30 protein-coding genes are annotated in these 26514 nt (G+C 46.8%); 27 read left to right on the forward strand and 3 right to left on the reverse strand.

Going from position 1 to position 26514, the window contains the following annotated elements; genetic code table 11:
* The 4 genes from A0126_RS05005 (at nucleotide 1) to A0126_RS05020 (ending at nucleotide 2492) form a co-directional block, all read left to right on the forward strand.
* Nucleotides 1-582, forward strand: coding sequence for a CDP-alcohol phosphatidyltransferase family protein (locus tag A0126_RS05005; protein ID WP_029333155.1), 582 nt, complete (start codon nucleotides 1-3; stop codon nucleotides 580-582).
* A 17-nt stretch (nucleotides 583-599) separates the two neighbouring features.
* Nucleotides 600-1163, forward strand: coding sequence for an NUDIX hydrolase (locus A0126_RS05010; RefSeq protein ID WP_239456861.1), 564 nt, complete (start codon nucleotides 600-602; stop codon nucleotides 1161-1163).
* A 127-nt stretch (nucleotides 1164-1290) separates the two neighbouring features.
* On the forward strand, nucleotides 1291-1827 hold the full coding sequence (locus A0126_RS05015; protein ID WP_088836684.1) for a PadR family transcriptional regulator: 537 nt from the start codon (nucleotides 1291-1293) through the stop codon (nucleotides 1825-1827).
* A gap of 26 nt (nucleotides 1828-1853) precedes the next feature.
* Nucleotides 1854-2492 (forward strand): hypothetical protein, encoded by a 639-nt coding sequence (locus A0126_RS05020; protein ID WP_088836685.1) that lies wholly within the window; start codon nucleotides 1854-1856, stop codon nucleotides 2490-2492.
* 428 nt (nucleotides 2493-2920) lie between these two features.
* On the opposite strand, the gene A0126_RS05025 is transcribed toward A0126_RS05020, so the two are convergent.
* A complete protein-coding gene (locus tag A0126_RS05025) occupies nucleotides 2921-3577 on the reverse strand; it encodes a type 1 glutamine amidotransferase domain-containing protein (RefSeq protein ID WP_029333159.1) in 657 nt (218 codons plus the stop codon).
* Between the two features lie 68 nt (nucleotides 3578-3645).
* Nucleotides 3646-4500 (reverse strand): aldo/keto reductase, encoded by an 855-nt coding sequence (locus A0126_RS05030; RefSeq protein ID WP_088836686.1) that lies wholly within the window; start codon nucleotides 4498-4500, stop codon nucleotides 3646-3648.
* Nucleotides 4501-4697: 197 nt separating this feature from the next.
* Here A0126_RS05030 and A0126_RS05035 point away from each other — a divergent pair, with 197 nt between their 5' ends.
* From A0126_RS05035 to A0126_RS05080, 10 genes are all read left to right on the forward strand, one after another.
* Nucleotides 4698-5228 (forward strand): NUDIX domain-containing protein, encoded by a 531-nt coding sequence (locus tag A0126_RS05035; protein ID WP_088836687.1) that lies wholly within the window; start codon nucleotides 4698-4700, stop codon nucleotides 5226-5228.
* A 102-nt stretch (nucleotides 5229-5330) separates the two neighbouring features.
* Nucleotides 5331-5813, forward strand: coding sequence for a ferric iron uptake transcriptional regulator (locus tag A0126_RS05040; protein ID WP_088836688.1), 483 nt, complete (start codon nucleotides 5331-5333; stop codon nucleotides 5811-5813).
* A gap of 124 nt (nucleotides 5814-5937) precedes the next feature.
* A complete protein-coding gene (xerD, locus tag A0126_RS05045) occupies nucleotides 5938-6822 on the forward strand; it encodes a site-specific tyrosine recombinase XerD (protein ID WP_088836689.1) in 885 nt (294 codons plus the stop codon).
* Nucleotides 6823-6938: 116 nt separating this feature from the next.
* A complete protein-coding gene (gene deoB, locus A0126_RS05050; RefSeq protein ID WP_088836690.1) occupies nucleotides 6939-8111 on the forward strand; it encodes a phosphopentomutase in 1173 nt (390 codons plus the stop codon).
* Between the two features lie 20 nt (nucleotides 8112-8131).
* Complete coding sequence (locus tag A0126_RS05055; protein WP_029333165.1) at nucleotides 8132-8944, forward strand: purine-nucleoside phosphorylase; 813 nt, start codon at nucleotides 8132-8134, stop codon at nucleotides 8942-8944.
* 26 nt (nucleotides 8945-8970) lie between these two features.
* Complete coding sequence (locus A0126_RS05060) at nucleotides 8971-10272, forward strand: pyrimidine-nucleoside phosphorylase (protein ID WP_088836691.1); 1302 nt, start codon at nucleotides 8971-8973, stop codon at nucleotides 10270-10272.
* 97 nt (nucleotides 10273-10369) lie between these two features.
* The gene (locus A0126_RS05065) at nucleotides 10370-11374 is read left to right on the forward strand and encodes a S66 family peptidase (protein WP_088836692.1); all 1005 of its coding nucleotides are present in this window, start codon (nucleotides 10370-10372) and stop codon (nucleotides 11372-11374) included.
* A 106-nt stretch (nucleotides 11375-11480) separates the two neighbouring features.
* Nucleotides 11481-11918 carry a peptidylprolyl isomerase gene (locus A0126_RS05070; protein ID WP_088836693.1) on the forward strand — a complete coding sequence of 146 codons (438 nt, stop codon included), beginning with the start codon at nucleotides 11481-11483 and terminating at the stop codon, nucleotides 11916-11918.
* A gap of 97 nt (nucleotides 11919-12015) precedes the next feature.
* Nucleotides 12016-12546 (forward strand): type 1 glutamine amidotransferase domain-containing protein, encoded by a 531-nt coding sequence (locus A0126_RS05075; protein WP_088836694.1) that lies wholly within the window; start codon nucleotides 12016-12018, stop codon nucleotides 12544-12546.
* Nucleotides 12547-12697: 151 nt separating this feature from the next.
* Nucleotides 12698-13045 (forward strand): GNAT family N-acetyltransferase, encoded by a 348-nt coding sequence (locus tag A0126_RS05080; protein ID WP_088836695.1) that lies wholly within the window; start codon nucleotides 12698-12700, stop codon nucleotides 13043-13045.
* A gap of 20 nt (nucleotides 13046-13065) precedes the next feature.
* Here the strand turns inward: A0126_RS05080 and A0126_RS05085 are convergent, their stop codons facing one another.
* Nucleotides 13066-13539, reverse strand: a complete 474-nt coding sequence (locus tag A0126_RS05085) for a DUF309 domain-containing protein (protein WP_029333171.1) — start codon at nucleotides 13537-13539, stop codon at nucleotides 13066-13068.
* Nucleotides 13540-13633: 94 nt separating this feature from the next.
* On the opposite strand from A0126_RS05085, the gene A0126_RS05090 reads away from it, so the two are divergent.
* The 13 genes from A0126_RS05090 (at nucleotide 13634) to A0126_RS05150 (ending at nucleotide 26503) form a co-directional block, all read left to right on the forward strand.
* Entirely contained in the window at nucleotides 13634-14389 is a 756-nt protein-coding gene (locus A0126_RS05090; RefSeq protein ID WP_088836696.1) for a segregation/condensation protein A, read from the forward strand.
* Entirely contained in the window at nucleotides 14379-14951 is a 573-nt protein-coding gene (gene scpB, locus A0126_RS05095; RefSeq protein WP_029333173.1) for an SMC-Scp complex subunit ScpB, read from the forward strand. Before A0126_RS05090 ends, scpB begins: the two co-directional genes overlap by 11 nt.
* A complete protein-coding gene (locus A0126_RS05100; RefSeq protein ID WP_014969990.1) occupies nucleotides 14951-15712 on the forward strand; it encodes a pseudouridine synthase in 762 nt (253 codons plus the stop codon). The genes scpB and A0126_RS05100 overlap by 1 nt, the downstream gene beginning before the upstream one ends.
* 126 nt (nucleotides 15713-15838) lie before the next feature.
* Complete coding sequence (locus A0126_RS05105) at nucleotides 15839-16429, forward strand: redoxin domain-containing protein (RefSeq protein ID WP_029333174.1); 591 nt, start codon at nucleotides 15839-15841, stop codon at nucleotides 16427-16429.
* 21 nt (nucleotides 16430-16450) lie between these two features.
* Entirely contained in the window at nucleotides 16451-17989 is a 1539-nt protein-coding gene (locus A0126_RS05110) for a cytochrome c biogenesis protein ResB (RefSeq protein WP_239456862.1), read from the forward strand.
* Complete coding sequence (ccsB, locus tag A0126_RS05115) at nucleotides 17986-19152, forward strand: c-type cytochrome biogenesis protein CcsB (protein WP_088836698.1); 1167 nt, start codon at nucleotides 17986-17988, stop codon at nucleotides 19150-19152. Before A0126_RS05110 ends, ccsB begins: the two co-directional genes overlap by 4 nt.
* 221 nt (nucleotides 19153-19373) lie before the next feature.
* The gene (locus tag A0126_RS05120; protein WP_088836699.1) at nucleotides 19374-20090 is read left to right on the forward strand and encodes a response regulator transcription factor; all 717 of its coding nucleotides are present in this window, start codon (nucleotides 19374-19376) and stop codon (nucleotides 20088-20090) included.
* Between the two features lie 2 nt (nucleotides 20091-20092).
* A complete protein-coding gene (locus A0126_RS05125; protein WP_088838458.1) occupies nucleotides 20093-21820 on the forward strand; it encodes a sensor histidine kinase in 1728 nt (575 codons plus the stop codon).
* Nucleotides 21821-21851: 31 nt separating this feature from the next.
* Nucleotides 21852-22400, forward strand: coding sequence for a cob(I)yrinic acid a,c-diamide adenosyltransferase (locus tag A0126_RS05130; protein ID WP_088836700.1), 549 nt, complete (start codon nucleotides 21852-21854; stop codon nucleotides 22398-22400).
* Nucleotides 22401-23654 (forward strand): EF-P 5-aminopentanol modification-associated protein YfmF, encoded by a 1254-nt coding sequence (gene yfmF, locus A0126_RS05135; protein WP_088836701.1) that lies wholly within the window; start codon nucleotides 22401-22403, stop codon nucleotides 23652-23654.
* Nucleotides 23654-24922: an EF-P 5-aminopentanol modification-associated protein YfmH gene (yfmH, locus tag A0126_RS05140; RefSeq protein WP_088836702.1), complete on the forward strand. Its 1269-nt coding sequence runs from the start codon at nucleotides 23654-23656 to the stop codon at nucleotides 24920-24922. The genes yfmF and yfmH overlap by 1 nt, the downstream gene beginning before the upstream one ends.
* A gap of 3 nt (nucleotides 24923-24925) precedes the next feature.
* On the forward strand, nucleotides 24926-25630 hold the full coding sequence (gene ymfI, locus A0126_RS05145) for an elongation factor P 5-aminopentanone reductase (RefSeq protein WP_088836703.1): 705 nt from the start codon (nucleotides 24926-24928) through the stop codon (nucleotides 25628-25630).
* Nucleotides 25631-25723: 93 nt separating this feature from the next.
* Entirely contained in the window at nucleotides 25724-26503 is a 780-nt protein-coding gene (locus tag A0126_RS05150) for a DUF3388 domain-containing protein (protein ID WP_088836704.1), read from the forward strand.
* Nucleotides 26504-26514: the final 11 nt, after the last annotated feature.

The raw sequence follows: 26514 nt of genomic DNA on the forward strand, positions 1-26514 counted from the left end.
ATGTTAGATACACGAGCACGAAAGATGGTCCAACCTGTGTTCGACCAAGCGGCGACCGGTTTGAAAAAGCTTGGTCTGTCGGCGAATCAAGTCACAATCATTTCCGGCATCATCGGAGGGGCAACAGGATTCTTCGTCTACAATGACATGATGGGAATTGCGATTCTCTTATTGTGGATTTCTGGAATGCTTGATGTCGTCGATGGGACGATGGCACGTCGCGAAAAACCGACAGCGATTGGAACGATTCTTGATCTTGTACTAGATCGAATCGTCGAGTTGTCCGTGCTGATCGGGATTGCGCTTCGTTTTCCGGAAACACAAATCGTCATGCTCTTTTTAATTGCGTCCTTTGTCATCGGTATGACGATGTTTCTCGCGATTGGGGCAGTCAGTGAAAATTATGGCATCAAGTCCTTCCAATACCAGCCGGGTCTCGTTGAACGGACAGAGGGGTTCTTGTTTTTAACGGCAATGCTGTTATTCCCAAGTGCAATCATCTGGATTGCGATCGTCTTCTTGATTGCAGAGCTGTATACGGTAGGCGAGCGCTTCTATCAAGCCTCTAAGGTGCTGGGATGAGTGAACAGGAGTTAATCATGGTCACGGATCAGGCCGGGCATCCATTATTCACGGCGTCACGAAACCGGGTACATGCTGAAGGGTTATGGCATGAGACGTTCCACTGCTTCGTCGTGAATCGAGAGCAACGAATCGTTCTTCTTCAAGAACGGGCGACTGGAAAAAAGGATTTTCCAAATTGTCTCGATATTACAGCGGCAGGACATTTACTTGCCGGTGAAACCGTTGCTGATGGTGTTCGTGAACTCGAAGAAGAGCTCGGACTCGTCCGGGCGATGGATCAGTTGGAGCACGTTGGTATTTTTCTAGAAGAACTGACGTTGCCGGGATTCATTGATCGCGAGCGGACTCAGGTCTTTTTGACGGAATCGAACCAAGCCATTTCTGACTATCATTTACAAGCGACTGAAGTCAAACGGCTGGTCGCTTTTTCATTCGACGCATTTGCTACGTTAGGTGACGAAACGACAACGGAAGTCGTCAGCATCGAGGGTGAACGTTTCGGGCGGAACCGCTTCGTCCCGCACCCGCCGGAGTACTGGGCGATGGTCGAACGAAGCATTGAACAATCTAGCATGTGACAGGAGGAACTGTAGATGAGACAGCGATCTACAGTTTTTTTTTGCTTAAAAAAGTACAAAGTGGCGTAATGCAACGTAATTTGAGATAATTAACAATATATATTATTGATGAAAGAAGGTGCAGCCAGTGGGATTACGATTCGCACTGCTCGGACTGCTAACCCAGGGAGAAGCGACAGGCTATGATTTAAGTACGACGTTCAAAAAACAGATGACGCATTTTTGGACAGCACACCATACGCAAATTTATCGAGAATTATTAAAAATGGAAGAAGCATCACTCGTGACGAGTGTTCATATCGTCCAGGAGGATCTTCCAGATAAAAAAGTCTATTCGATTACAGATAAAGGCCAAACAGAGCTCGTCGCCTGGCTGCGGGCACCGAGTGAATTTAAGCCGAAAATGAAAGATGAGAACTTAATGCGCGTGTCGTTGTTACACCTCTTGCCGCTCGAGGAAGCGATCGCTTACCTTGAAGAATCAAAACGGCATCATCAATTTGCGGTCGACATGATGCAAGTGTGGCGAAAAGATCATTTAGAGAACGGGGCGACACTCGGGGAGACATTGACGAGTGAATACGGTCTACGGATGATGCTGAATTACCTCGATTGGTGTGACTGGGCAATCGAAGAAATCAAGAGAAGTCAAACGAGTGTTTGATTGTGATGGGATAGGGAGTAGAGAACGTGAGTGTATTTAAAGATTATCAAGACTGGCTGGACGAAGAGACGGATGACATCATCAAACGACATGCAACATATGCCGCCGCTGAATTGAAATTAGGTGGAGAAGTCGGAGACTACTATGTTGATGCGGGGCTAATCGATCAATTCGTCATGCGACATGTCTCGTGGTTGTCGATCAGTGAAATCGAAGACATTCTGACAGAGTCTGAAAACAGCGACCGTGTGGAACTTCTCGAACCAACAGATCACGAAGAAGATATGCAACGTCAGCAAGCAGAACACGTGTTACGAATGGATGTAAAAGAAATGTTGGCGTCAAAAACACGCCCCTTCGTCGACGAACGATTACAGGCGTTCACTCAACAGATTCGTCCGCTTCAAGACCGTCAGGCAGAAGTGCAGGCGGCATTCGATGAAATCGAACGGACGATTGAGACAGGACCAGCACCAAAAATCATTCCGAAGCGTTGGTATCGACGGGAACGTGTGGTTGAACAGTCGTTTACCGATGAAGAGCGTACGAACCTTGACGAGCAGCTTGAAGCACGACAGCAGCAGCTCGTTATTGAAGACCGCACGGTTGCGGCAGCCGAACGTGAAATACTGATGCTTCAGCGGGCGATTAACGAAGGGAAATGACCCGAAGCGAAAACAGCACCTCCACCTTTGTTCAGTGGAGGTGCTGTTTTGCATGTAGACAACGTCACGTGGGGGGAGAAAAGCACGCAAAGACGCATTTTTTCCCGTAGAAGTCGACGAAAAGGGACGCCTTTCAGGTGGACCGTCTTGAATCGTTTCCAAAACGACAGAGTATCTTCACTGATCTTAAAGAAAGCTAAAAAAATCTCGCTTTCTAATCTAATCGCTTCCTAGTGGAAAGCAAACAGGAGCGACCCTGCAGCTTTGCTGTAGCGGCGCGATGTTTGCCACAGGAAGACAATTAGGAAGGAAAGAGAGAGCAAAAAAAAAGATGGGAAATCACATTCAAGTGACCTTCCATCTAGTTTGTCTACACGCTGAGCACTTCCACTGATGTTCAGTGGAAGTGCTTAGCATCAACTAAAATTTTAGACAGTCGCGAGTTTAGCGACGATCAATTTAGCGACAGCTTCACTTGAAGCTGGGTTTTGACCTGTGATGACGTTGCCATCGATGACTGCGAATTCTTTACCTGCGTCTGAAGTCAAGAACGTTGCACCTTCATTACGCAACGTTGTTTCGAGTAAGAATGGAACTTTCTCTTCAAGACCTGTTGATTTTTCTTCTTCATCTGTAAAGCCGTTGATTTGACGACCTTCGACGAATGGTTTGCCATCAATCATGACGTGAGCGAAAGCGGCAGGTCCGTGACAAACAGATGCGACGATTCCGTCTTTCTTGACCATTGCTTCGATTGCACCGGCAACTTGTGGATTGTTCGGGAAGTCAACGACCGCACCGTGTCCACCCGGGAAATAAACAGCGTCGAACGATGAAGGATCGACTGTTGAGAGTGAAGCTGTATCTTTTAGTGCTTTACGTGCGTCTTGGAACTTCGGCAGAATTTCTTTGACGAGTGATGCTTTATCGATTGGGACGTCGCCACCTTTAACAGAAACAACAGTGACGTCATGTCCTGCTTCATTAAATAAGTTAAACGGTGCAGCAAACTCTTCGAACCAAAGTCCTGTTGCGTGTCCGTTCATGTCATCCGCGCTTGTTGAAACGATTAAAATACGTGCCATAATAAAATTCCTCCTCTAGGGTTAACGTTACAAATAAGAGGATTCCCCGGCTTGCTAAAACTCAAACCTTATTGATGTGCTGTATAAGGATGGACCGGCAATGTCTTCAGGACGTGATTGATTTGTTCAAGCGTGACGGGTTCCCGCATCGCCTTGAGATTGGCCTGTAATTGCGACACGCTCGACGCACCAGGCAGTACGATTGCGGCTTGTTGATCGATTGCTTGGAGAGCGAGCGCGGGTAGTGGGTAGTCTTGCAAGAAATTCAATGTTTCTTCGAGTTGTTCTTTATTAAATTGCTCGAACTGGTCAACGGATTGGAGGCGCGACGTACTCTCAGTCGTCAATAATCCTTTTGCGAGCGGACCACGAGCGACTACCTTGACATTTTTTTCATTGAGTAAAGGCAAGAGTGCTTCGATGCGCCGATCGAGTAACGAGTAAGGTGTCATCAAATAATCGAGATCACTATGCTCGAGCCAATACTTAATGACGTTCGGCCGTAAAGAAGAAAGACCATAGGCCTTAATCTTACCGTCTGCTTTTAAATCCTTCACGGCTTGAATCGATGCATCGAGGTCGTCTTCCATCGTTCCGCCGTGGACATAATAGAGATCGAGGTAAGGTGTTTCGAGTCGGTTCAGACTTTCAAGACATGCTTGTTTTAAGTACTCGTAACTCGGATCCCACGTCCAACCCGTTCCCGTTGCATTCATTCGGTTCCCGCCTTTAGAGGCGAGGAAAATCCGGCTGCGGTCTTCTTGCGAAAATGTCTGTCCAATCAACGATTCGACGGCTCCGTTCGCGTAGACGTCCGCTGTGTCAAAATGAATGACCCCTTCGTCGAGCGCTGTACGGAGGATTTCTGTTGCTTCTTCTTGTCCGCGTTTTAATATTGTCATTGTGCCTAATCCGAGTCCCATGACTAATCCCTCATTTCTTTCGATATGTGCTACTACAGAACAGTTTATCATATTTATTTCTCCGTCCCCCTGTTGAGGAACTGTTTCATATTTTGAGTTTGAAAAAACAAACTTGCATCAGGAATCAGATAACAGGCATACTGAATAAGAAGAATAAATTACGGCGCGGATAGTTATAGAAGGAAGAGGTGTTCGGAATGGAAGAAAAAACAATCGAACGAGAAGTCATTTATGAAGGAAAAGTCTTTAATGTCGAAAAGCATGTCGTCAGCTTACCAAACGGTAATACATCAGTGCGCGAGCTCGTTTATCATAACGGAGCCGTCGCCATCATCGCCTTTGATGAAAAAGGTGATTTGATTGTCGTCGAGCAGTACCGCAAAGCATTCGAACAGCTATCGATTGAAATTCCTGCGGGAAAACTTGAGGCGGGTGAGAATCCAATTGATTGTGCCGGAAGAGAATTGAAAGAAGAAACAGGTTACGCGGCAGAAGAATTGAAACATGTCTTCGATTTTTACGGGGCACCGGGATTTTGCAGCGAACGCGTACATATATATGAAGCAATCGGTTTGACGGCTGGTGAACGTCAGCTGGATGCAGATGAATTCCTTGAAAACCAGACATTGTCACTTGACCGGGCCTTAGAACTGATTGCAAATGGCACGATTGTCGATGCAAAAACAATCATGGCGATTCAACATTGGCACATCCGTACATTAAAATGATTCTAATTTGGTTGATTTTCAGTTGATAATCATTTTAATTTGAAAATTGATTGAGAATCAGCTATGATAAAAGCATCAGTTTCGACCTAAGGGGGCGCTATGATGGAAAGTCGTGTTGAACGCATTAAAAAACAGCTGAGCGGTAAAGGATATAAGCTGACTCCCCAACGTGAAGCGACTGTGCGTATCCTGCTAGAACATGAGTCGGATCACCTCAGTGCTGAAAATGTCTTTTTATTAGTGAAAGAAAAAAACTCTGATATTGGACTCGCGACCGTGTACCGGACGCTCGAATTATTGACGGAGCTTGAAGTCGTCGATAAGGTCAACTTCGGAGATGGCGTATCTCGATTCGATTTACGACAAGAAGGGGCGAGTCACTCGCATCACCACCTTGTATGTATCGAATGTGGTTCCGTCGAAGAAATTTTAGATGATATGTTAGAAGATGTCGAAAAAGAAATCGTCTCGCGGTTTCACTTTAAAATTAAAGATCATCGCTTGACCTTCCACGGAGTTTGCCGTGTTTGTCAGGAGCGTCATGCACGTGAAGCGCTTGAACAAACGCAAACACAAACTGTCTAACCGTCCTTCCACACACAGGGCGGTTTTTTCTTTTTGAAAATATAGGTCAGACCTCTTCACAACGGTTTACACCTTTGATATGATGGGAAAGTAAGCGATTTCTTAAGCCAAGAGGATGAATTCAGTGAGACAACAACTGGAAGCATTTATCAACTATCTCGTCATTGAACGGCAAATGTCAGGAAATACGGCAGCAGCCTATCGAAATGATTTAAACCAGTATCTTCATTCGCTCGAACAAGCAGGGGTGACTTCGCTTGAATTCGTGACACGACATCATATCGTGCTCCATATCGAGAGCTTGTTGAACGCTCAAAAGTCACGGTCGACGGTCAGACGGGCGACGAGTTCGATCCGTTCGTTCCATCAATATTTGGTCGAAGAGCGTCAAGTGGAGAGTGATCCGTCACGTCATTTGGATTTACCGAAACCAGAAAAAAAGCTCCCGGTCGTCTGGAGTCAAACGGACGTCGTTAAGTTGCTTGATTCCGTGGTCGGAAACGATCCGCTCGTCAGACGGGATGCGGCGATGCTTGAACTGTTATACGGTACCGGTATGCGGGTCAGTGAACTGCTACAGTTGACGTTAAACGATCTGCAGCTCGAACTCGGTTACTTATCGTGTCTTGGGAAAGGGAACAAAACGCGAATCATTCCAATCAGCACGACAGCGATTGAGAGCGTCACGACCTATCTCGAATTAGCACGAAACAGTTTAGGGGGCCAGCAAACGGATTATGTCTTCTTGAATAGTCGGGGAAGCCGGTTATCGCGACAAGGTTTTTGGAAGATGATTAAACGACGTGCAAGAGAAGCGGGTATTGAAAAAGAGATTACGCCACATGTACTCCGTCATTCATTCGCTACTCATCTACTTGAAAATGGTGCAGATTTACGGGTTGTCCAAGAGATGCTCGGTCATGCCGACTTGTCGACGACGCAAATGTACACGCATGTCAACAAAGGTCGGTTACATGAAGTCTATAAGAATCATCATCCACGTGCATGATGTTCCTTATAAAACAAAGGTCTGACTTCAGACAAATGAAGCGTTTTGTCTAGTCGGTTTGTGGGAAAATCATTAGGGCAGTCGTTCATTACAGTACGTATTAGGAGGAAATACAAATGGCACAACAATTCAAACGTGTATTTTTAGTCGTCATGGATTCTGTTGGTATCGGTGAAGCACCCGATGCGGAACAATTTGGAGATTTAGGAGCACATACGCTTGGTCACATCGGAGAGCATATGAATGGCTTGAATATCCCGAACCTGGAAAAGCTTGGTCTCGCGCATATTGAAGCCGTTCAAGGTGTTTCGGCTGATGCCGCACCAATCGCATCATACGGTAAAATGGAAGAAGTATCGGCGGGGAAAGATACGATGACGGGACACTGGGAGATCATGGGTCTTCGCATCGATACACCATTCCGTGTCTTTGAAAAATTCCCGGCTGACTTGATTGACCGTCTTGAAGCATTCTCTGGTCGGAAAATCATCGGTAACAAACCAGCTTCTGGTACGGAAATCTTAGATGAACTCGGTCAAGAACACGTCGAAACGGGCGCATTGATCGTCTATACATCTGCTGACTCTGTCTTACAGATTGCAGCCCACGAAGAAGTCGTCCCACTCGAAGAACTTTACCGAATTTGTGAATATGCACGTGATATCACGCGCGACGATCCATACATGCTCGGTCGCATCATCGCACGTCCATTCCTTGGGGAGCAAGGCGCATGGGTTCGGACATCGAACCGTCACGACTATGCCTTAAAACCGTTTGACCGGACTGTCATGAATGAGCTTGAGACAGCTGGATTCGATGTCATTTCGCTCGGAAAAATCGCTGACATCTTTGACGGTGAAGGTGTGACGGATGCAATTCGTACGAAATCGAACATGGACGGAATGGACCAACTCGTTGGTCAACTCGAACGTGACTTCACAGGGCTTTGCTTCTTGAACCTTGTTGACTTCGATGCCTTGTTCGGACATCGTCGTGACCCGCAAGGTTACGGGGATGCACTTGAAGAATTTGATGCACGTCTCCCGGAAGTATTCGAGCGGATGCAAGAAGATGATCTCTTAATCATTACAGCTGACCACGGAAACGATCCGATTCACGCTGGAACAGATCACACGCGTGAGTATGTCCCGCTTCTTGCGTACCAAAAATCTGGTGTCGCAAACGATTTAGGAACGCGTGCAACATTTGCTGATCTTGGAGCGACGGTTGCTGCAAACTTCGGTGTTAAAATGCCGGCACACGGAAAAAGCTTTTTAACAGAACTTTAATTTCAAAGGAGCGATTTTGGATGACAGTCAACTGGAATGAAACACGTTCATATTTAGAAAGTAAAATGCAGGCAAAGCCGGAAATCGGTTTGATTCTCGGATCAGGTCTCGGCGTACTGGCTGATGAAATTGAAAATCCAATCGCGATTCCGTATGGCGATATTCCGAACTTCCCTGTTTCGACAGTGGAAGGACATGCGGGACAACTCGTCTTCGGGACGCTCGAAGGCAAACAAGTCGTCGCGATGCAAGGACGATTCCACTTCTATGAAGGCTACTCGATGGAAATGGTCACATTCCCAGTTCGTGTCATGAAAGCAATCGGCGTCGAAACATTAATCGTGACGAATGCAGCGGGTGCTTGTAACGAAGCATTTGAACCGGGAGATCTCATGTTGATCACAGATCACATCAATTTCTTCGGAACGAATCCGTTGATCGGTAAGAACGTCGATGAGATGGGACCACGTTTCCCGGACATGTCGAAGCCGTATGATAAAGAATTACTGGAACTTGCCCAAGCGACGGCAGATGAGCTCGGAATCAATGTTCGTCAAGGCGTTTACTTCGGCAACACCGGTCCGACATATGAAACGCCGGCTGAAGTCAAAATGGCACGGATGCTTGGTGGAGATGTCGTCGGCATGTCGACGGTTCCTGAAGTCATCGTCGCACGTCACTCAGACATGCGCGTACTCGGAATCTCATGTGTATCAAACATGGCAGCAGGTATCTTAGATCAGCCGCTCCATCACGATGAAGTCATCGAAACGACGGAACGGGTCCGGGCACACTTCCTGTCGCTCGTTCGTGGTTCGATCAAAAAAATGTAACAACACCTTAGAGGAGGAAATAGATTATGCGTATGGTAGATTTGATTGCAACGAAACGAGACGGCGGCGAGTTACCAACAGCCGATATTAAAGCAATGGTCGAAGGATTCACGAACGGGGACGTTCCGGATTATCAAATGTCAGCGATGTCGATGGCCATTTTTTATCAAGGGATGTCAGATCGTGAAATCGCAGATTTGACGATGGCGATGGTCGAATCAGGTGACGTCATCGACTTATCACGGATTCACGGCAAAAAAGTCGACAAACACTCAACAGGCGGCGTCGGCGATAAAATCAGTCTGATTGTTGCACCACTCGTCGCGTCAATCGGAATTCCGGTTGCGAAGATGAGCGGACGCGGTCTTGGTCATACAGGTGGAACAATCGATAAATTGGAAGCCTTCCCTGGTTTCGATGTTGAATTATCGGAAGAAGCCTTCGTCAGCCAAGTCAACGACATCAAGATGGCAATCATCGGTCAGACCGGGAACTTAACACCTGCTGACAAAAAACTTTACGCATTACGTGACGTGACAGCAACAGTCAATTCGATTCCGTTGATTGCAAGTTCAATCATGTCGAAAAAAATTGCGGCCGGCGCTGATAGCATCGTTCTTGATGTTAAAACGGGTTCAGGTGCTTTCATGAAGTCGTTTGAGGACGCGAAAGCACTTGCGACAGAGATGGTTTCAATCGGGAAAAGTGTCAACCGGAAAACGATTGCCGTCATCACGGACATGGATCAGCCACTCGGAAACGAAATCGGGAACGCAAACGAAGTCAAAGAAGCAATCGAAGTCTTACAAGGTAAAGATGTGCGTGACTTGAAAGTCATCGCCTTGACGATTGCCTCACATATGGCAGTCCTTGGTGAGTTCTACCCGACGTTCGACGAAGCGTATGCCGATCTCGAGACACGCCTCGCGAACGGTGCAGCACTCGACGTCTTTAAAAAGTTCATCGCAGCGCAAGGTGGCGACGCGTCACTCGTTGACGATATGTCAAAAGCACTTGAAACGAAATACCAAAAAGACTTCGTGGCATCAAAAGCAGGTTATGTCTCTGAAATCATCGCCGATGAAGTCGGTGTCGCAGCGATGATTCTTGGAGCGGGCCGAGCGACGAAAACAGACGTCATCGATCATGCAGCAAGCGTCACGTTATTGAAAAAAGTCGGCGATCGTGTTGAAGTCGGCGATGTCATCGCGACACTTCGTTCGAATAAAGAAACGCTTGATCAAGCAATTGAGAAAATGGATCATGCGTATCATATCAGTGAAACGAAACCGGAAGAACGTCCGCTCGTTCACGCTGTCATCGATTAAATCATGTAAAGTAGCAAGTTGGGTCTTCTTCCCAATTTGCTACTTTTTTTGTTATGATGAAAGTCAGGTTTTTCCAAAAGAAGAAGGAGGAAAAAAGATGAAACCAGCTCGATTAAAAGAAGGCGATACAATCGCGATCGTGTCACCCGCATCAGCGATTGCAGCCTACGTGCCGCGCCGATTGCAACGCGGCATTGAAACATTGGAACGGATGGGCTTTCAGGTCCTTGTGATGCCGAATGCGACGGCAGTCCATAGTCATACGGCAGGAACGATTGGCGAACGGGTGCAAGACTTACATATGGCGTTTCGCGATCCGGAAGTCAAAGCGATCATCGCGACGATCGGCGGCTTCAACTCGCATCAGCTGTTAGATGAGCTCGATTATGACTTGATTCGGGAAAACCCGAAAATTTTACTCGGCTATAGTGACATCACGGCACTGCATGCTGCGATTTATGCAAAAACAGGTTTGACGACGTTTTTAGGGCCGGCGATTTTGCCGCAGTTCGGTCTACTGGACGGTCTTGACGACTATACTGAACAGTCGTTCAAGCGAACGTTGATGCAGACGGAACCGATTGGGAAAATCGTCGCCTCATCCGAGTGGACGGATGAAGTACTCCGCTGGGACGTACATGACGACCGTCCGAAAAAACGACAACCGAATGCGGGGATGTTGATTGGTCGTACAGGCGAGGGGACAGGACCGATTCTTGCCGGAAACTGTGGCACACTCTTGTTACTTGCAGGTACATCGTATATGCCGTCTTTCGAAGATGTTGTCTTGATGCTCGAAGATGACGGAAGCGAAACACCGGAAACGATCGACCGTTATTTTACACAGTTGCGGCATCTTGGTGTGTATGATGAGATTTCAGCACTCGTTATCGGCCGGTTCGAGAGTCAGGTCGATTTTGATCCGGACTTTACATTGAAAGACATCATTTTACGGGCAACACGCGGCTACGACTTCCCGATTGTCCTCGACGCTGACTTCGGTCATACGGATCCGGTTCTGACATTGCCACTCGGTGTAACAGCTTCCGTTCGTGTCGGTGATGAAATTGAAATTGAAATAGTAGATTCTGCCGTCAACTGAGTAAAAAACCTGCGTTTTCCGAAAAAATTTGGTACACTGTTCCATGGAGTCACAAGTTGCTTGTGACGAACACCATTAGCTGAAAAGCGCGAAAGGTTGGTATACAATGCAAAAAACTGGATATATCTTATTAGAAGACGGAAATAAAATTGATTTTGAACTCTTTAACGACGATGCACCGATTACAACAGAAAACTTCGAGAGCCTTGCGAACTCGAACTTCTACGATGGATTGAACTTCCACCGTGTCATCCCGGGCTTCGTCTCACAAGGCGGCTGCCCAATCGGGAACGGTACAGGCGGTTCTGGGAAAACAATCCCATGTGAAACGTCAACTTCGTACCCGCACAAACACAAAGCAGGTTCACTCTCGATGGCGCACGCTGGTCGCGACACAGGTTCGAGTCAGTTCTTCGTCGTCCACGAGCCGCAACCGCACCTTGACGGTGTGCATACAGTCTTCGGACAAGTCACTTCAGGACTTGAGCATGCTCAAAAAATGAAGCAAGGCGCAGGCATTAAAGAAATTCGCGTAGAAGCATAAGTGTCTGACTCCTCTTCAACTAGAAGGGGAGTTTTTGTTTTTTAGACTAAGGGAACAGATAATAAGGCACAAATAGAATTTCAGGAGGCGTTTCATGATGCGTTTACAAGGTAAAAAAGTGATTCAACTCGTCAGTAATGATTTTGAGGATTTAGAGTTATGGTACCCGGTCCACCGGTTACGTGAAGAAGGGGCAACGGTCGACATCGTGGGTGAGAAAGCAAATGAAAAGTATATCGGGAAATACGGTGTTCCAATCGTCTCCGACATCGCGTTTGCTGACATTAATCCAGCAGACTACGACGCGATTCTCGTTCCGGGTGGTTGGTCACCGGATTTATTACGGCGGTTTGATTCGGTCTTGAAAATGGTCCGACACTTCGACGAACAAAAACAGCCGATTGGTCAAATCTGTCATGCGGGATGGGTTTTAATTTCAGCAGATGTACTCAAAGGTGTCAACGTCACGAGTACGCCGGGGATTAAAGACGACATGACGAATGCGGGCGCAGTGTGGCACGATGAGCCGGTCGTCGTCGACGGACACATCGTCTCAAGTCGGAGACCGCCCGATCTACCTGACTATATGCGTGAATTCATCGCCGTGTTAGAAAAGTCGAAGTCATAATTCGGAAAAGGTGGGGTGAAGTGATTCACTCCTTCTTTTTGTCCTTCTCGACAAAAAAATGAAGTAATTCTAGCCGATAAGGTGTAGAATAAATGAGTCTCAGTCGTTCATGGTCCTGAGAGTTGTTGAAATTAGGAAGGTGTAGAATCAGATGCTAGTAAAATATAAGAAGCTGAATGAACGGACCGCGATGGGGTTAATCGCCTTTTCGTGTGAAGTGAAGGATCCGAAGTATTTGCTTGAAACGGTTCAAGCCTATGAACAAGAAGAAGATCGTCAATTGTATCTTTACAAACAGGATGAAGACTTCGTAGGAGTGATCGGTTTTCAATTAGTGGATGGCCACGCTGAATTGAGCCACATCGCATTGTCTCCATCGTTCCGCGGGGAGCGGATGTCGTACACATTACTCGACGCTGCGGCGAAGATGATGCGTCTCGATATCATCGGCTCGACTGAAGAAACAAGTCGTCTTGTTGAAAAGTGGAAAAATCAATGAAAAAAACCGGTCCGTTTATTTCAGGGCCGGTTTTTCCATTTCCCGCGATTTTTAAGTGCGGCTTGCCTTGCGTCGATGACGTCTTGCCGGTTTCGTAACCGGTGTTTGTCGATTAAAAAGGTTCGATCAAGCGGTTCGAGTGATTGGGTCTTCATTCGTTGTTCGAGTCTTTCGTCTACTGGTAAATGGATTCTCCGGTATTCCGGCTCCATAAAAGCGGACTTTAACGTAAGCAGTTGCGTGGCATCGATGCCGAGTTGGGTAATTGACGCTGCATGCCGTTCGATTTTTTGAAAGGCTTTCGGATAGGTCCGCATCGCGCCGGTCACATTACCGCGCCGGTGATGATACCGGGCGACGGCTAATTGAATCAAAGCGACGAGTGATTCGTCCGTCCGATTGCCGGCTTGCCAAAGTTCTTCTAATACTTCATGGCATTCGAAGTAATCTTCTTGTATATTGAATTCGAAAGTAAATTGTTCGATCGGGTGCATGAGAGCACCTCCTTTCCTTTTAATATAGCATAGTCGAACAGTAACGATGTATGGTATACTAAGGCGCAAAAAACGTTGATGGGCAGGGAGAATCATGGAATCATATAGTGTGAAGATGGATGCGTTTGAAGGCCCTTTGGATTTACTGTTACACTTGATTGGGAAACTAGAAATCGACATTTACGATATTTCCGTCTCAATCGTGACGGATCAATATGTGTCCTATATTCGAGCTATGCAGCATCTTGAACTCGATGTTGCTAGTGAATATCTTGTCATGGCTGCGACGCTCTTGCAACTGAAAAGTAAACAGCTGTTACCGATTGAACAATCGGAGTTCGAGGAGGTTCCTGATTTTGATGAGGAGCCGACGCGAGAAGGTTTGATTCAACAATTGATTGAGTACAAAGCGTATAAGGAAGCAGCGGTTGTGTTGAAGGAAAAGGAAGAAGCACGACTCGAGCTTTTTTCAAAACAACCGGAAGACCTGTTGCGTTATCTGGATACAGAAACAAATGACTATAACGGAACGTTATCATTTAGTGATTTGTTGCGTGCCTATGAAAAAATGCGACAACGTGTTGCCTGGAAAGTGAGACGGTCGAAGACGGTCAAACGTGAGGAACGGACACTGGAGCAACAGATGGTTCATGTATCAGAATATGTACTGTCGCGAGAACGGACGACCTTTTTTGGCTTCTTTACGGAACAACCGACAGTCGAAGAACTCGTCGTCAGTTTTCTTGCTGTCCTTGAACTCGTCAAACAACGGGTCATTGCTTGCGAGCAGATGAACGACGATATTTTATTACGGACCTTGGCGAAGGAGGAGAATCCGATTGGCGTATGATCGAATCATTGAAAGTCTATTGTTTGTCGTCGGAGATGATGGCATCGATCCACGTGGCCTGAGCCAAGTGCTTGAAATCAGTGAAGCAGCAGCGCGCGAACAACTGCATGCGGTCCAGCAATTGTTTGAGTCGGAAGGACGTGTCCTTCAAATTGTTGAGTCCGGTGGCGTCTTTAAGATGGTGACACGAAAAGAGATGTCACCGTACGTTCAAGCCTACGCGGGATCACTCGCGGAAGACAGTTTGTCTCGTGCTGCAATGGAGACGCTCGTCATCATCGCCTACAAGCAGCCTGTCACGCGTGCAGACATCGAAGTCATTCGCGGCGTCAAGACAGAGCGTGTCATTCATACGCTCAGTGCAAAAGGATTAATTGAAGAAGCTGGGCGTGCGAAAGGCGTCGGGCGAGCTAAATTGTATAAAACGACCGATCATTTCTTGGACCATTTTGGTCTCAATAGTATCGAGGAGTTACCTCCGCTCGAATTCGAAGAAACGTTCGAAGCGGATGGCGATCTATTTTTCAGGAATGAACCGTCACTAGAGGAGAGAATAAATTAATGGAACGTCTACAAAAAATTATCGCACAAGCTGGTGTCGCATCACGACGCAAAGCAGAAGAATTAATTACAGAAGGTCGCGTTAAGGTCAACGGAAAAGTCATCACAGAGCTTGGAACGAAAGTCGGCGGACGTGCTGAAGTCGAAGTCGACGGCGTCAAGCTCGAACGGGAAGAGCATGTCTACTATATGCTGTATAAGCCGACAGGTGTCGTCTCGACGGTTGAAGATGATAAGGGACGTAAAACGGTTGTTGATCTTGTGCCGCCGGGCCATCGTGTTTTCCCGGTCGGTCGTCTTGACTACAATACGAGCGGCTTACTTTTATTGACGAATGACGGTGAATTTTCAAACCTCTTACTGCACCCGAAATACAAAGTACCGAAGCGTTACATCGTTAAAATCAAAGGCGTGCCGGATTATTACCACGTCAAAGGTCTGGAAAAGGGTGTCGTCTTACCAGACGGATTCAAGACAGGCAAAGCACGCGTCGAAATGCGTGATGTCGACAAGAAAAAGAATACGGCAATCCTCGAGATGGTCATCTACGAAGGACATAACCGTCAAGTCCGTCAGATGGTCGAAACACTCGGCGCAGAAGTCATCAAGTTGAAGCGGGAGCAGTTCGGATTCTTGACGTTAGCTGGACTCACTTCAGGGGACTGGCGTGAACTTTCAAAAAAAGAAGTCAATCAATTGCGTGAGCTAGCGGATCCCGTCGCGCCACCTACGAAAAGACGTAAGAACACAAAAAAACGTTAATTTGTAAAGCGGAAAGCTCATCCTATAGGTTGAGTTTTCTTTTTTTGTGACAAAACAATTAACGTATTTCACATTGTCTCAACATTTAAGCGATTTCAAGTACAATATGGGTGGAGGCGGTATAACATGAAAAAAACGAAGCAAAACCCGGAAGAGCGGCTCGAAGCCGCTAAACAAAAAAAGAAGAAACGCTCATTCTGGCGACTGATGATCATGACGATCGTCTTGTTTGCTGGTGCGGTCGTCATCATGCAGTTCGTCGATCAAGCGACACGCGATAAAAATGGTCGTGTCATGGCGGGAGACGATGCACCTGGCTTTACGCTCGTCGACTTGTATGGTGAGAAACAACACTCGATGGATGAGTATGCTGGAAAAGGACTCTTGCTTAATTTTTGGGGAACGTTTTGTGAACCGTGTAAAAAAGAGATGCCATTGATTAACGACAACTACAGCATGATGCAAGATGAAAATGTCAATTTTGTAGCCGTCAATGTCGGCGAAACACCGGTTCGCGTCTCGAGCTTCATCAAGGAAATTGGTGGAACGGACTATCCGATTTTGATGGATACGAACAGTTCCGTCGAGAAAGCGTACGGCATTTATAACTTACCGGTCACATTCATCATCAATAAAGAAGGCGAAGTCGTCGAAAAGTATGAGGGTGAAATTGATCAGGCGAAGTTGGAAGAAATGATTAAAAAAGCAAACGAGTAACGCATCGAGGGGGAATTGATGATGCAGGAATATAAGCAACTGGACATGCGTTATGAAGAAGCAGAGCTTCGTTCAAAACGAAAAAAACAGTCGTGGATTGACCGAACATGGACATTCTTCTCTTCCGTTAAAGTCGGACTGTGGTTGATTGGCTTAATCATTCTCGCAAGTGGTGTCGGGACGATTTTCCCGCAGGAAATGTATATCCCGCAAGCGACACCGCCAGAAGAATTTTATGGTAAGGAATACGGTACGGCAGGCGATATCTACTATGCATTAGGATTTCATAATCTCTTTGAATCGTGGTGGTACATCGGACTGATCACCTTATTACTTTTATCTATCATCATCGTATCGATCGACCGCTTCTTCCCGCTCTATCGAGCGTTGAAGAAACAACCGGTCATCCAGTCTGACCGTTTTATGGGCGGTCAGCGATTTGGCGCTGAGACGGCTGGAACGGTAAAACAAATTGACGCGATTGAGCCGTTGTTAAAAAAGAAAGGCTATAAAATCCGTCGACAGGACGGCGCTTTATTAGCAGAAAAACAACGGTTTGGACGTTGGGGTCCATACATCAATCACATCGGACTCGTCTTATTCTTTGGTGGCGCGATGTTACGGATTGTACCAGGGATGCATGAAGATGAGTTGCTGTGGCTTCGTGAAGGTGAAACGTTGCCGATCGAAGCGACGGACAACGAGTATTACCTCGAAAACAATGCCTTCAATATCGAATTTTATGACCCGGAAAAGGTCGACGCGAAATTCAGTGAAGCGCTGAAACGAGCGGGTGGTAGTGTTCCGAAAAACTACGATACGAAAATGACGTTGTATAAAAAGACGGGCATGACGGATGATTTTAAACCGGAACTTGAAAAAGTAAAATCTGGTGAAACGGCCGTTAACCAACCGTTTGAATTCGAAAACTATCAAGTCTTCCAGGAACAATATGCGGCAGATCCTGAATTCAAGACGATGTCGTTTAATATCGAAAATCAAAAAACCGGAAAAGTTGTCGATACGATTGAAGTCGATTTACGCAACCCGGACTCGACGTATGAATTGAAGGATGGCTACGAAGTCGAGTTAAAAGACTTTTTACCGGACTTCGTCGTCAAAGACGGAAAACCGACGACAAATTCTTCACGGCCGGTCAATCCGGCATTCGTCTTTAACATCAAGTCACCGGAGCACCCGGAAGGCGAACGGAGTCTGATCGGGATTAAGCTCAATGTCGGCGGGGACGAAAATCAATACAAGATGGGCTTTGCCGGGACTGAACTGTCGAATATCTCGGGAGTGCGGATTAAAAAAGATTTGACGCTGCCGTTCCTGTTCATCGGTGGAGTAATCTTTATGGCGGGTCTGCTCATCGGCATGTACTGGCCGCATCGTCGCCTTTGGATTAGAGAAACAAACGGTCGGATTAACATTGCCGGCTTTACGAACAAGAACGCGTTAGGGCTTCAAAAAGAAGCCAATCTCGCCTTGACAGAAGTAGGTCTTCCTCAACTAGAAGACCGGCAGAAGTTGCGGGAAGAGGGGGAATCAGAATGAATTTGCTTAATTTGAGTGGGAATTTACTGCTGACATCGTTTATCTTGTATCTCATCAGTACCGGATTTTTTGCGGTTGCGACGAGTGGGAAAAAGGGACCGAGCCGGTCAGGTAAGATTGCCTTTACGCTCGCGATTATTGGATTTGCGACACAACTTGGTTATTTCTTTACACGCTGGGCAGGAGCGGGGCACGTTCCTGTGTCGAACTTATATGAATATACGACATTCTTCGGGATGATGATGGTTCTTGGTTTCCTGATTGTCTACGGGATTTACCGGAACAACGTTTTAGGATTAGTCGCGATGCCGATTGCTTTGCTCGTCATCGCCTATGCATCGATGTTCCCGGATGAGGTCCAACCACTCATTCCGGCACTTCAAAGTGTCTGGTTGAAAATTCACGTCACGACAGCTGCACTTGGCGAAGGAATCCTCGCGGTCAGCTTCGCGACAGGATTACTTTACCTGATTCACGCAACAGATTTCAGAAAAGAATCAAAAACACGGACGTGGCTTGAAGTCGTCATGTTTTCGTTAACATGCGTGGTCGGTTATATTCTTGTCGGATTGTTATTTAACGCACTTTCGACGAATGCGACGATTGAATATGTTGCGAAAAACGGCGCGACGATGCAACACGACTATACGATGCCCGTGTTGACTGGTCCGGAAGGCGGAAAAGTCATTTCGGGATCGGGCGCAGTCGTCGAACTGCCGAACTTCTTGAACGCGAACAAAGTCAATACAGTTCTTTGGTCACTGATCGGTGGTCTCGTCTTGTACGTACTCCTTCGATTTGTCATCTTACGGAAGCGTCTTGCGGAAAGCTTAAAACCGATCGCCCGTAAAATCGACTTAGAAACAGCAGATGAAATCAGCTATCGTGCAATTGCGATCGGCTTACCGGTCTTCATCCTGGGCGGTTTGATTTTTGCGATGATTTGGGCCCAGATGGCATGGAGCCGCTATTGGGGCTGGGACCCGAAAGAGGTTTGGGCATTGATTACGGCGTTATTTTACGTCTTCTACCTGCACATGCGCATTCAGCGTGGCTGGATCGGTAAAAAATCAGCCTGGTTGTGTGTCGGTGGGTTTGGGGTCATCATGTTCAACCTGGTGTTCGTCAACCTCGTTGTCGCAGGTCTTCATTCTTACGCCTGACTAAAAAATGAAACAGGGAGTCACCGATCGATGAATGACATCGATTGGTGACTCCCTTTCTTCGTCCAAGCATCAAATATTTGATTTTAAAGGAAACATGAAATGAATCAATCACCCTTTTCTGTCTAACCGGTTAGGGAAGTTTTTTCTTTTTGTTTCATAGTATACTAAAAGAGTAGTAGGATAGAGAAGAGAGACTAGTTTATGGGAGGAATCAACCGATGTCAGAAGAAGCTCGTATTTTAGTCGTCGATGATGAAGAACGGATTCGACGCTTATTAAAAATGTACCTCGAACGGGAGAACTTTACGATTGAGGAAGCAGACAACGGCGAGATGGCGCTCGAAATGGCGCTTGAAACGGAATATGATGTCATTCTACTTGATTTGATGATGCCGAAGCTCGATGGTATGCAGGTCTGTGAAGAGTTGCGCAAAACAAAAGCGACGCCGATCGTCATGTTGACGGCAAAAGGGGAAGAAACGAATCGTGTTCATGGTTTTGAAATGGGAGCGGACGATTATATCGTTAAACCGTTCAGTCCACGCGAAGTCGTGCTTCGGGTCAAGGCCATTCTGCGACGTGCCAGCGCAACGAAGTTCTTGCATACGGATGCGAAAACAAAAGATGTTATCGTCTTCCCACATCTGACGATTGATAATGATGCGCACCGCGTGACGGTCGAAGGGCAAGAAGTCAACTTGACGCCAAAAGAATACGAATTGCTCTACTTCCTCGCGAAGCAGACGGATAAAGTCTTTTCACGGGAACAGTTATTAAAAGAGGTCTGGAATTATGAATTCTTTGGTGATTTGCGGACGGTCGACACACACGTTAAGCGATTGCGGGAAAAACTAAACCGCTTGTCACCGAGCGCGGCTCAGATGATCACGACAGTCTGGGGTGTCGGTTACAAATTCGAGAATAGTCCTGCTTGACGATGAAGTGGTTACAGAGTGTCGTCATCAAATTATGGGGAACGATTTTACTGCTCGTTTCTGTCGTTTTAATTGCTTTGACGATTTTGTTGCTCGAATTTTTTAACTCGTTTCACATTGAACAAGAACGAGGACATCTCGCGAAGCTAGGTCAACAAGTCGAGACCGTTTTCCAAGCGCACGATGGGCTAGAGGAAGGGTCGGCGACCGCCGTCGAAATTACGGATATTTACGGGGCGACGTTGATTGCGACAACGAAGGACGAAACGATTCAAACGAATATTTCAGAGGAAAAGGCACGACGTATGATTAAGGAGCTCGAGCGTCAGAACTGGAAAGCAGTTGACGGTGAAGAGGGCGAGACGGCGATTGGGAACTATGAAGTATTCAATGGCAAGGCAGCACTCGCCTATCGTGCCCCGCTCGTCACATCAAGTGAGGCGGGAACGACGTATTTGATTGAAGAACTGACGAACATCGAACAGGCGAATGAAGGCGCGAGGCAGATCATTCAACTCTGTGTCCTGCTTGCGATCATCGGGACAACCGTATTCGCCTTCTTCCTCTCGACGCGCATTACGGCGCCGCTGCGGACGATTCGTCAAGCTGTCGTCGAAGCCGGAGAAGGAAAGTTCGACCAAAGTCTGACGCAACGTTCACGCGATGAAATCGGGGACTTGGCGTTGGCATTCAATGAAATGAGCAGCCAATTGAATCAATATGTCACGGATCTCGATAAAGAACGACATCTGTTGTCATCCATTTTACGCTGTATGGCAGATGGCGTCTTGACGTTCTCTGATTCCGGGGAGTTGCTCGCGACAAATCCGCCGGCAGAAGATTTTTTGGCAGGGGCACCGGTTCCGGAAGAACTGATTGATTTGTTCAAGACCGTCATGCGGACAGAGACAGAAATGACTGTTTCCTTTGAACGGGAAGGTCGTTATTACATCATTATCGTCAGTCCGTTACTTGAGCACGAAGAGCAGATTGGTGCTGTTGCCGTTTTACGGGACATGACAGAAGCGCAGCAGCTCGAGAAGATGCGCGCCGACTTCGTTGCGAACGTCAGTCATGAATTGCGGACACCGCTCGTCATGCTCCAAGGGTACTCGGAAGCGATCGTCGACGGGATGACGGAAAGCGATGAAGCGACAAAAGAATTTGCTTCAATCATTTATGATGAGTCGCAACGTCTATCGCGTCTCGTCAATGATTTACTCGATCTTGCCCGAATGGAGGCAGGTCATCAAGAGTTACGGATTGAACCGATGGAAGCAGTCCCGTTTGCAAAACGGATGATTAAAAAATTCAAGCAAATGGGACGCGACAAACGTGTATCGTTTGACGTCGTCGGACCGAACGTCGAGTTCGAGGCGGATCCCGATCAAATGGAGCAAGTGTTGACGAACTTACTCGGCAATGCGCTTCGTTACACCGAGGATGGTCAAATCGAGATTAACATTACGGAAGATAGGGAAAACATATTCCTATCCGTAATTGATTCCGGTACAGGAATTCCGGAAGAAGATGTCCCGTTCGTTTTTGATCGTTTCTATAAGGCGGACAAAGCAAGGACGCGTGGCAAGACGGGGACAGGGATCGGTCTCGCGATTGTCGTGAACGTCGTCCGATCGCATGAAGGGGAGGTCGAAGTCGAGAGCCAGCTCGGCGAAGGCTCGACATTCCGAATTCGATTACCGAAAAAACAAAGGAAGCGAACTCTCTGATTCGCTTCCTTTCGCTATAGGAGTGAGAAAAATGAAGATTTATACAAAAACCGGGGATTCAGGGGAAACATCGCTCGTCGGTGGCCGCGTTAAAAAAAATGATGTGCAAATCGATTTGATGGGTGAACTGGATGAACTGAACAGCTTCGTCGGCCTCGCACGGACAAAAGCAACTTCGATTGAAGTAAAAGAACAATTGATTGTCATTCAACATGCCTTGTTTGATTGTGGAAGTGACTTAATGTACGTCGAACAAAAAGAATCCCGCTTGAGTCAAACTGCGACAGAAAATCTTGAGAGTTGGATTGATAGTTTAACGGAATTATCTCCCCCGCTCGATAAGTTTATCTTGCCAGGCGGAACGGAAGCAGCGGCAAGCCTGCATGTTGCGCGAACGATTTGTCGACGGATTGAACGTTCGATGGTCGATGTCGCACAAGCCCGTCACCTCTTGCCATTCATCAACCGACTGAGTGACTTTTTCTTTGCCGCAGCGCGTTATGAGAATGCAGTCAATCAAACAGCAGATATTGAATACCTTCGCAGTGCACATGTGTTTAAACGAAAGGATGGAGAGTAAATGAGTCAGTCATTCGAAACGTGGAAAAAAGAGGGGACGACGTACCATCTCGTCCCGACCGATAAATTCAAGACAACGACCGTACTCGTCACATTTTCTGCACCACTTGAAGAAAAAACGCTGACGAGCCGGGCGATCTTACCGTACATCATGGAAAAATCGACAGCGGCCTATCCATCGATGAAGGCGCTACGTGAACCACTCGAAACCTTATATGATGCGGGACTTTATGCAGATGCTTCGAAATTCGGCGAAGAGCATGTTATTTCATTCCAGCTCGACGTCGTCCGAGGTGATCTCGTACGGCATGAGACGTTGCTTGAAGAGGCGCTTGATTTGCTCGAACAAATGATTTTCTATCCTGACTTAACCGAAGGCGGCTTCCGTGAACAGTTCGTCAAACAGGAAAAACGTCTCCATGCGTTACGGATCAGCTCACTTTATGATGATAAAATGCGTTTTGCCCAGCAGCGTCTTCTTGAGTTAATGGCCCCTGGAGAAGCCGTTTCACTGTCGTCACTCGGTACGCTCGAAGGATTAGAGGCAATTACAACATCCTCCTTGCGCGATACATATCGGTCGATGATTGAAAACGACCGGATCGATGTTTTCGTCGTCGGTCATGTGACACGTGACGAAATGGAAGAGGCATTATCCTTCTTGCCTTCGCACAGTGAAAAAACGAGTCATTATATTCCGGCCTTGAAACAAGTCGCCGGTGTGAAGCGTTCATCAGAGACACAACCAATCAAACAAGGAAAGTTACATTTAGGCTACCGTGTTGCAGTCGATCCGACATCTGCTGATTCGATCCGGATGCAAATCGTCAACGGTCTTTTTGGTGGATTTCCCCATTCGAAATTGTTCATGAATGTCCGGGAAAAAGAAAGTCTCGCGTATTATGCAGCATCGCGTTATGCGGCGTTGAATGGTGCATTATATGTCTACTCCGGTGTCGAAACTCAAAAAGCGGAACGGGCAGAAACAATCATCAAGGAACAGCTTGTCGATTTGAAAGCCGGGAACTTTACGGCTGAAGAGTTGACGCAAACGAAAGCGATGCTCATCAATGCGCGTCGTCAAATTCTCGATCAACCCGGACAATTGATTGGCTGGTTGAACGGATCGAAAATGCGTGGATTGACGCTAGAAGATGAAATTCATATCATCGAGACGGCGACGCGTGAAGATGTCGTCCGTCTAGCCGCTAAAATCGAATTAGAGGCAGTCTATTTATTGCGAGGTGAAGAATAATGGAACAGTTAACGTATCATGATACAGACGAAACGGTATTTTTCGAACAATTAGACAATGGCTTGTCTGTTTATTTACTTCAGAAAAAAGGTTATGAAAAAACGTATGCGACGTTTACGACCCGCTATGGTTCAATCGACAATCGTTTCAAAAAAGGTGAGGACTGGGTGAGCGTACCGGACGGGATTGCCCACTTCCTCGAGCATAAAATGTTTGAGTCGTTGCAAGGGGACGTCTTCCAAGAATTTGGTCGTCTCGGTGCATCAGCGAACGCCTTTACATCATTCTCACGGACAGCGTATTTGTTCTCTGCGACATCGCTGATCGAGCAAAATCTCGAAACATTGATTGATTTCGTTCAAGATCCTTACTTTACACCGGAGAGTGTCGAGAAGGAAAAAGGCATCATTACGCAAGAAATTCAGATGTACCAAGATAATCCCGGATGGCGTCTATTTTTTGGACTCATCGAATCGATGTACGCGAATCACCCGGTTCGGATTGACATCGCAGGTACACCGGAGTCGATTGACAAGATTACAGCCGATGATTTGTATACGTGTTACCGGACATTCTATCATCCGTCAAACATGGTTTTGTTTGTCGTCGGAAACATCAATCCTACGGAAACGCTTGAGTTGATCAAACAAAATCAAGCGAAAAAAGATTATACAGACCGTCCGGCAATCGAACGCGATTACGGCGTTGAACCAAAAGAAGTCGCACGTCCGCGATTCGAACTCGAGCTCGACGTCAAGACACCGAAAGTCTTGATTGGATATAAGGATGAATCACTTCGCGGCGAAGAACAAGTCCGCCGAGAAATGACGAGTGAGTTACTCCTACATCTCCTGTTTGATCAAACCTCGTCGACGTATCTCGACTTGTATGAAGAAGGATTGATTGACGATACATTCAGTTTTGATTATTCGAGCGAAGAAGAATTTGCTTTTGCGACATTCGGGATGGAAACGGAAGATCCGGAACGTTTCATCGCAGCGTATGAGGAGCTTCTTACAAAGCGTCCCTCGTTCAGCGAGACGGAAGTCGTCCGGAAGCGGAATATGATGCAAGGGAAATTCTTACGGGCATTGAATTCGCCGGAATTTATCGCCAATCAGTTTTCACGTCATGCTTTAGCGGACACGAACATGTTTGCATTGCCGACACTGATTGCTTCGATTACGAAAGAGGAAATTGAAGCACGTTTTGACGAATTGTTTGCGCTTGAGAACCGAGCGATTTCAATCGTCAAACCATATGTCTAACCGATGCGGATTTTTATTACAGGTGCCAGTGGTGCCATCGGTCTAGCGACAGCGAGACGCCTGGCAGCAGCCGGACATGAACTTGTCTTGCATACACATCAACGCCGAAACGAGCTTGAGCAATTTGTACAGGAGTTGCCTGTGACGACTGAAATCGTCGCAGGCGATTTGTCGAATCGGGAAAAGATTGCCTCTCTTTGTGAGGGTTTGCCACCAGTCGATGGTTTCGTCCATATCGCCGGGACGAGCTTTAGTGGACTGTTAATCGATCAATCGACGAACTCAATTGAATCGATGATGACCTTGCACGTCGAATCGCTCATTCGCATCAGTCAGTTCTTGACACATAAGAAACCATTCTCCGCACCGTTGTCGATCGTTGTCGTCAGCAGTGTCTTAGGCGAGTTCGGCGTAGCCGGAGAAGTCGTTTATTCGAGCTGTAAGGCGGCACAACTTGGTTTCGTAAAAGCCTATAGCAAAGAACTAGGCGCAATGAACGGACGAATCAATGCTGTCACGCCTGGTTGGATTGATACGCCGATGAATGCTGTTTTTTCGAAGGAAGATCGCGAACAAGCCTTAGCGGAGATTCCGGCTGGTCGGTTCGGGACGGAAGAAGAAGTAGCCTCGGCTATCACATTTTTAATGGGGGAAGAGGCTGGATATATCTCGGGAGCCACTTTAAAAATTGATGGCGCGTGGATGTGATCGCTTGAAAATTGAACGAGGAATGCTTTTCATTTTTCAAAAAATCATTTAACATGGGGAATGGATAACCGTATAGACGAGGAGGGCTAGCGAGTGGGTGAATTCGAACAGTGGTATCTTGAGTACGAATTGAATGTCGATCGTCCGGGGGTGCTAGGAGATATTGCCTCACTTATGGGGATGCTGCATATCTCGATTGTCACGATCAATGGTGTTGATCGTGAGCGCCGCGGCATGTTACTTCAAACGAAACAGCCTGATCAAATACCGCGACTCGCAGCCATCTTAAAGACGATGCCGACGATTGAGATCGTCAAACTCCGGAAGCCGAAGTTGCGTGACCGGATTGCGATTCGTCATGGTCGTTATATCGACCATAGTAGTGATGAATTAAAAACATTCCGTTTTGTTCGAGAAGACTTAGGGATTCTCGTCGATTTCATGGCTGAATTATGTAAGCAGGATGGGCATCTGCTGATTGGTGTCCGTGGCATGCCGCGGGTCGGGAAAACAGAATCGATCGTCGCAGCAAGTGTCAGTGCAAATAAGAAATGGTTGTTCTTATCGTCGACTTTAATCAAACAAACGGTCAGAACTTCGTTATTTGACGATGAACGGACGGGCGACTACGTCTACATCATCGATGCCCTTGTGTCCCAACGGCACTTCGATGAGCGCCATTGGCAAATTTTACGTGAAGTCATGCGTTTGCCAGCGACGAAAATCGTCGAACATCCGGATGCGTTCGTTAAGTCGAGTGAATACACGTGGGATGATTTCGATTACATCATTGAATTACGCAACACGACCGAAGAAATCATCGTGACCGAACCTCCACGTGCACTTGGCGGAAATGAATGGTTCAATTTTTAAATAAGTAATGA

The organism is Exiguobacterium sp. N4-1P, assembly GCF_002214325.1.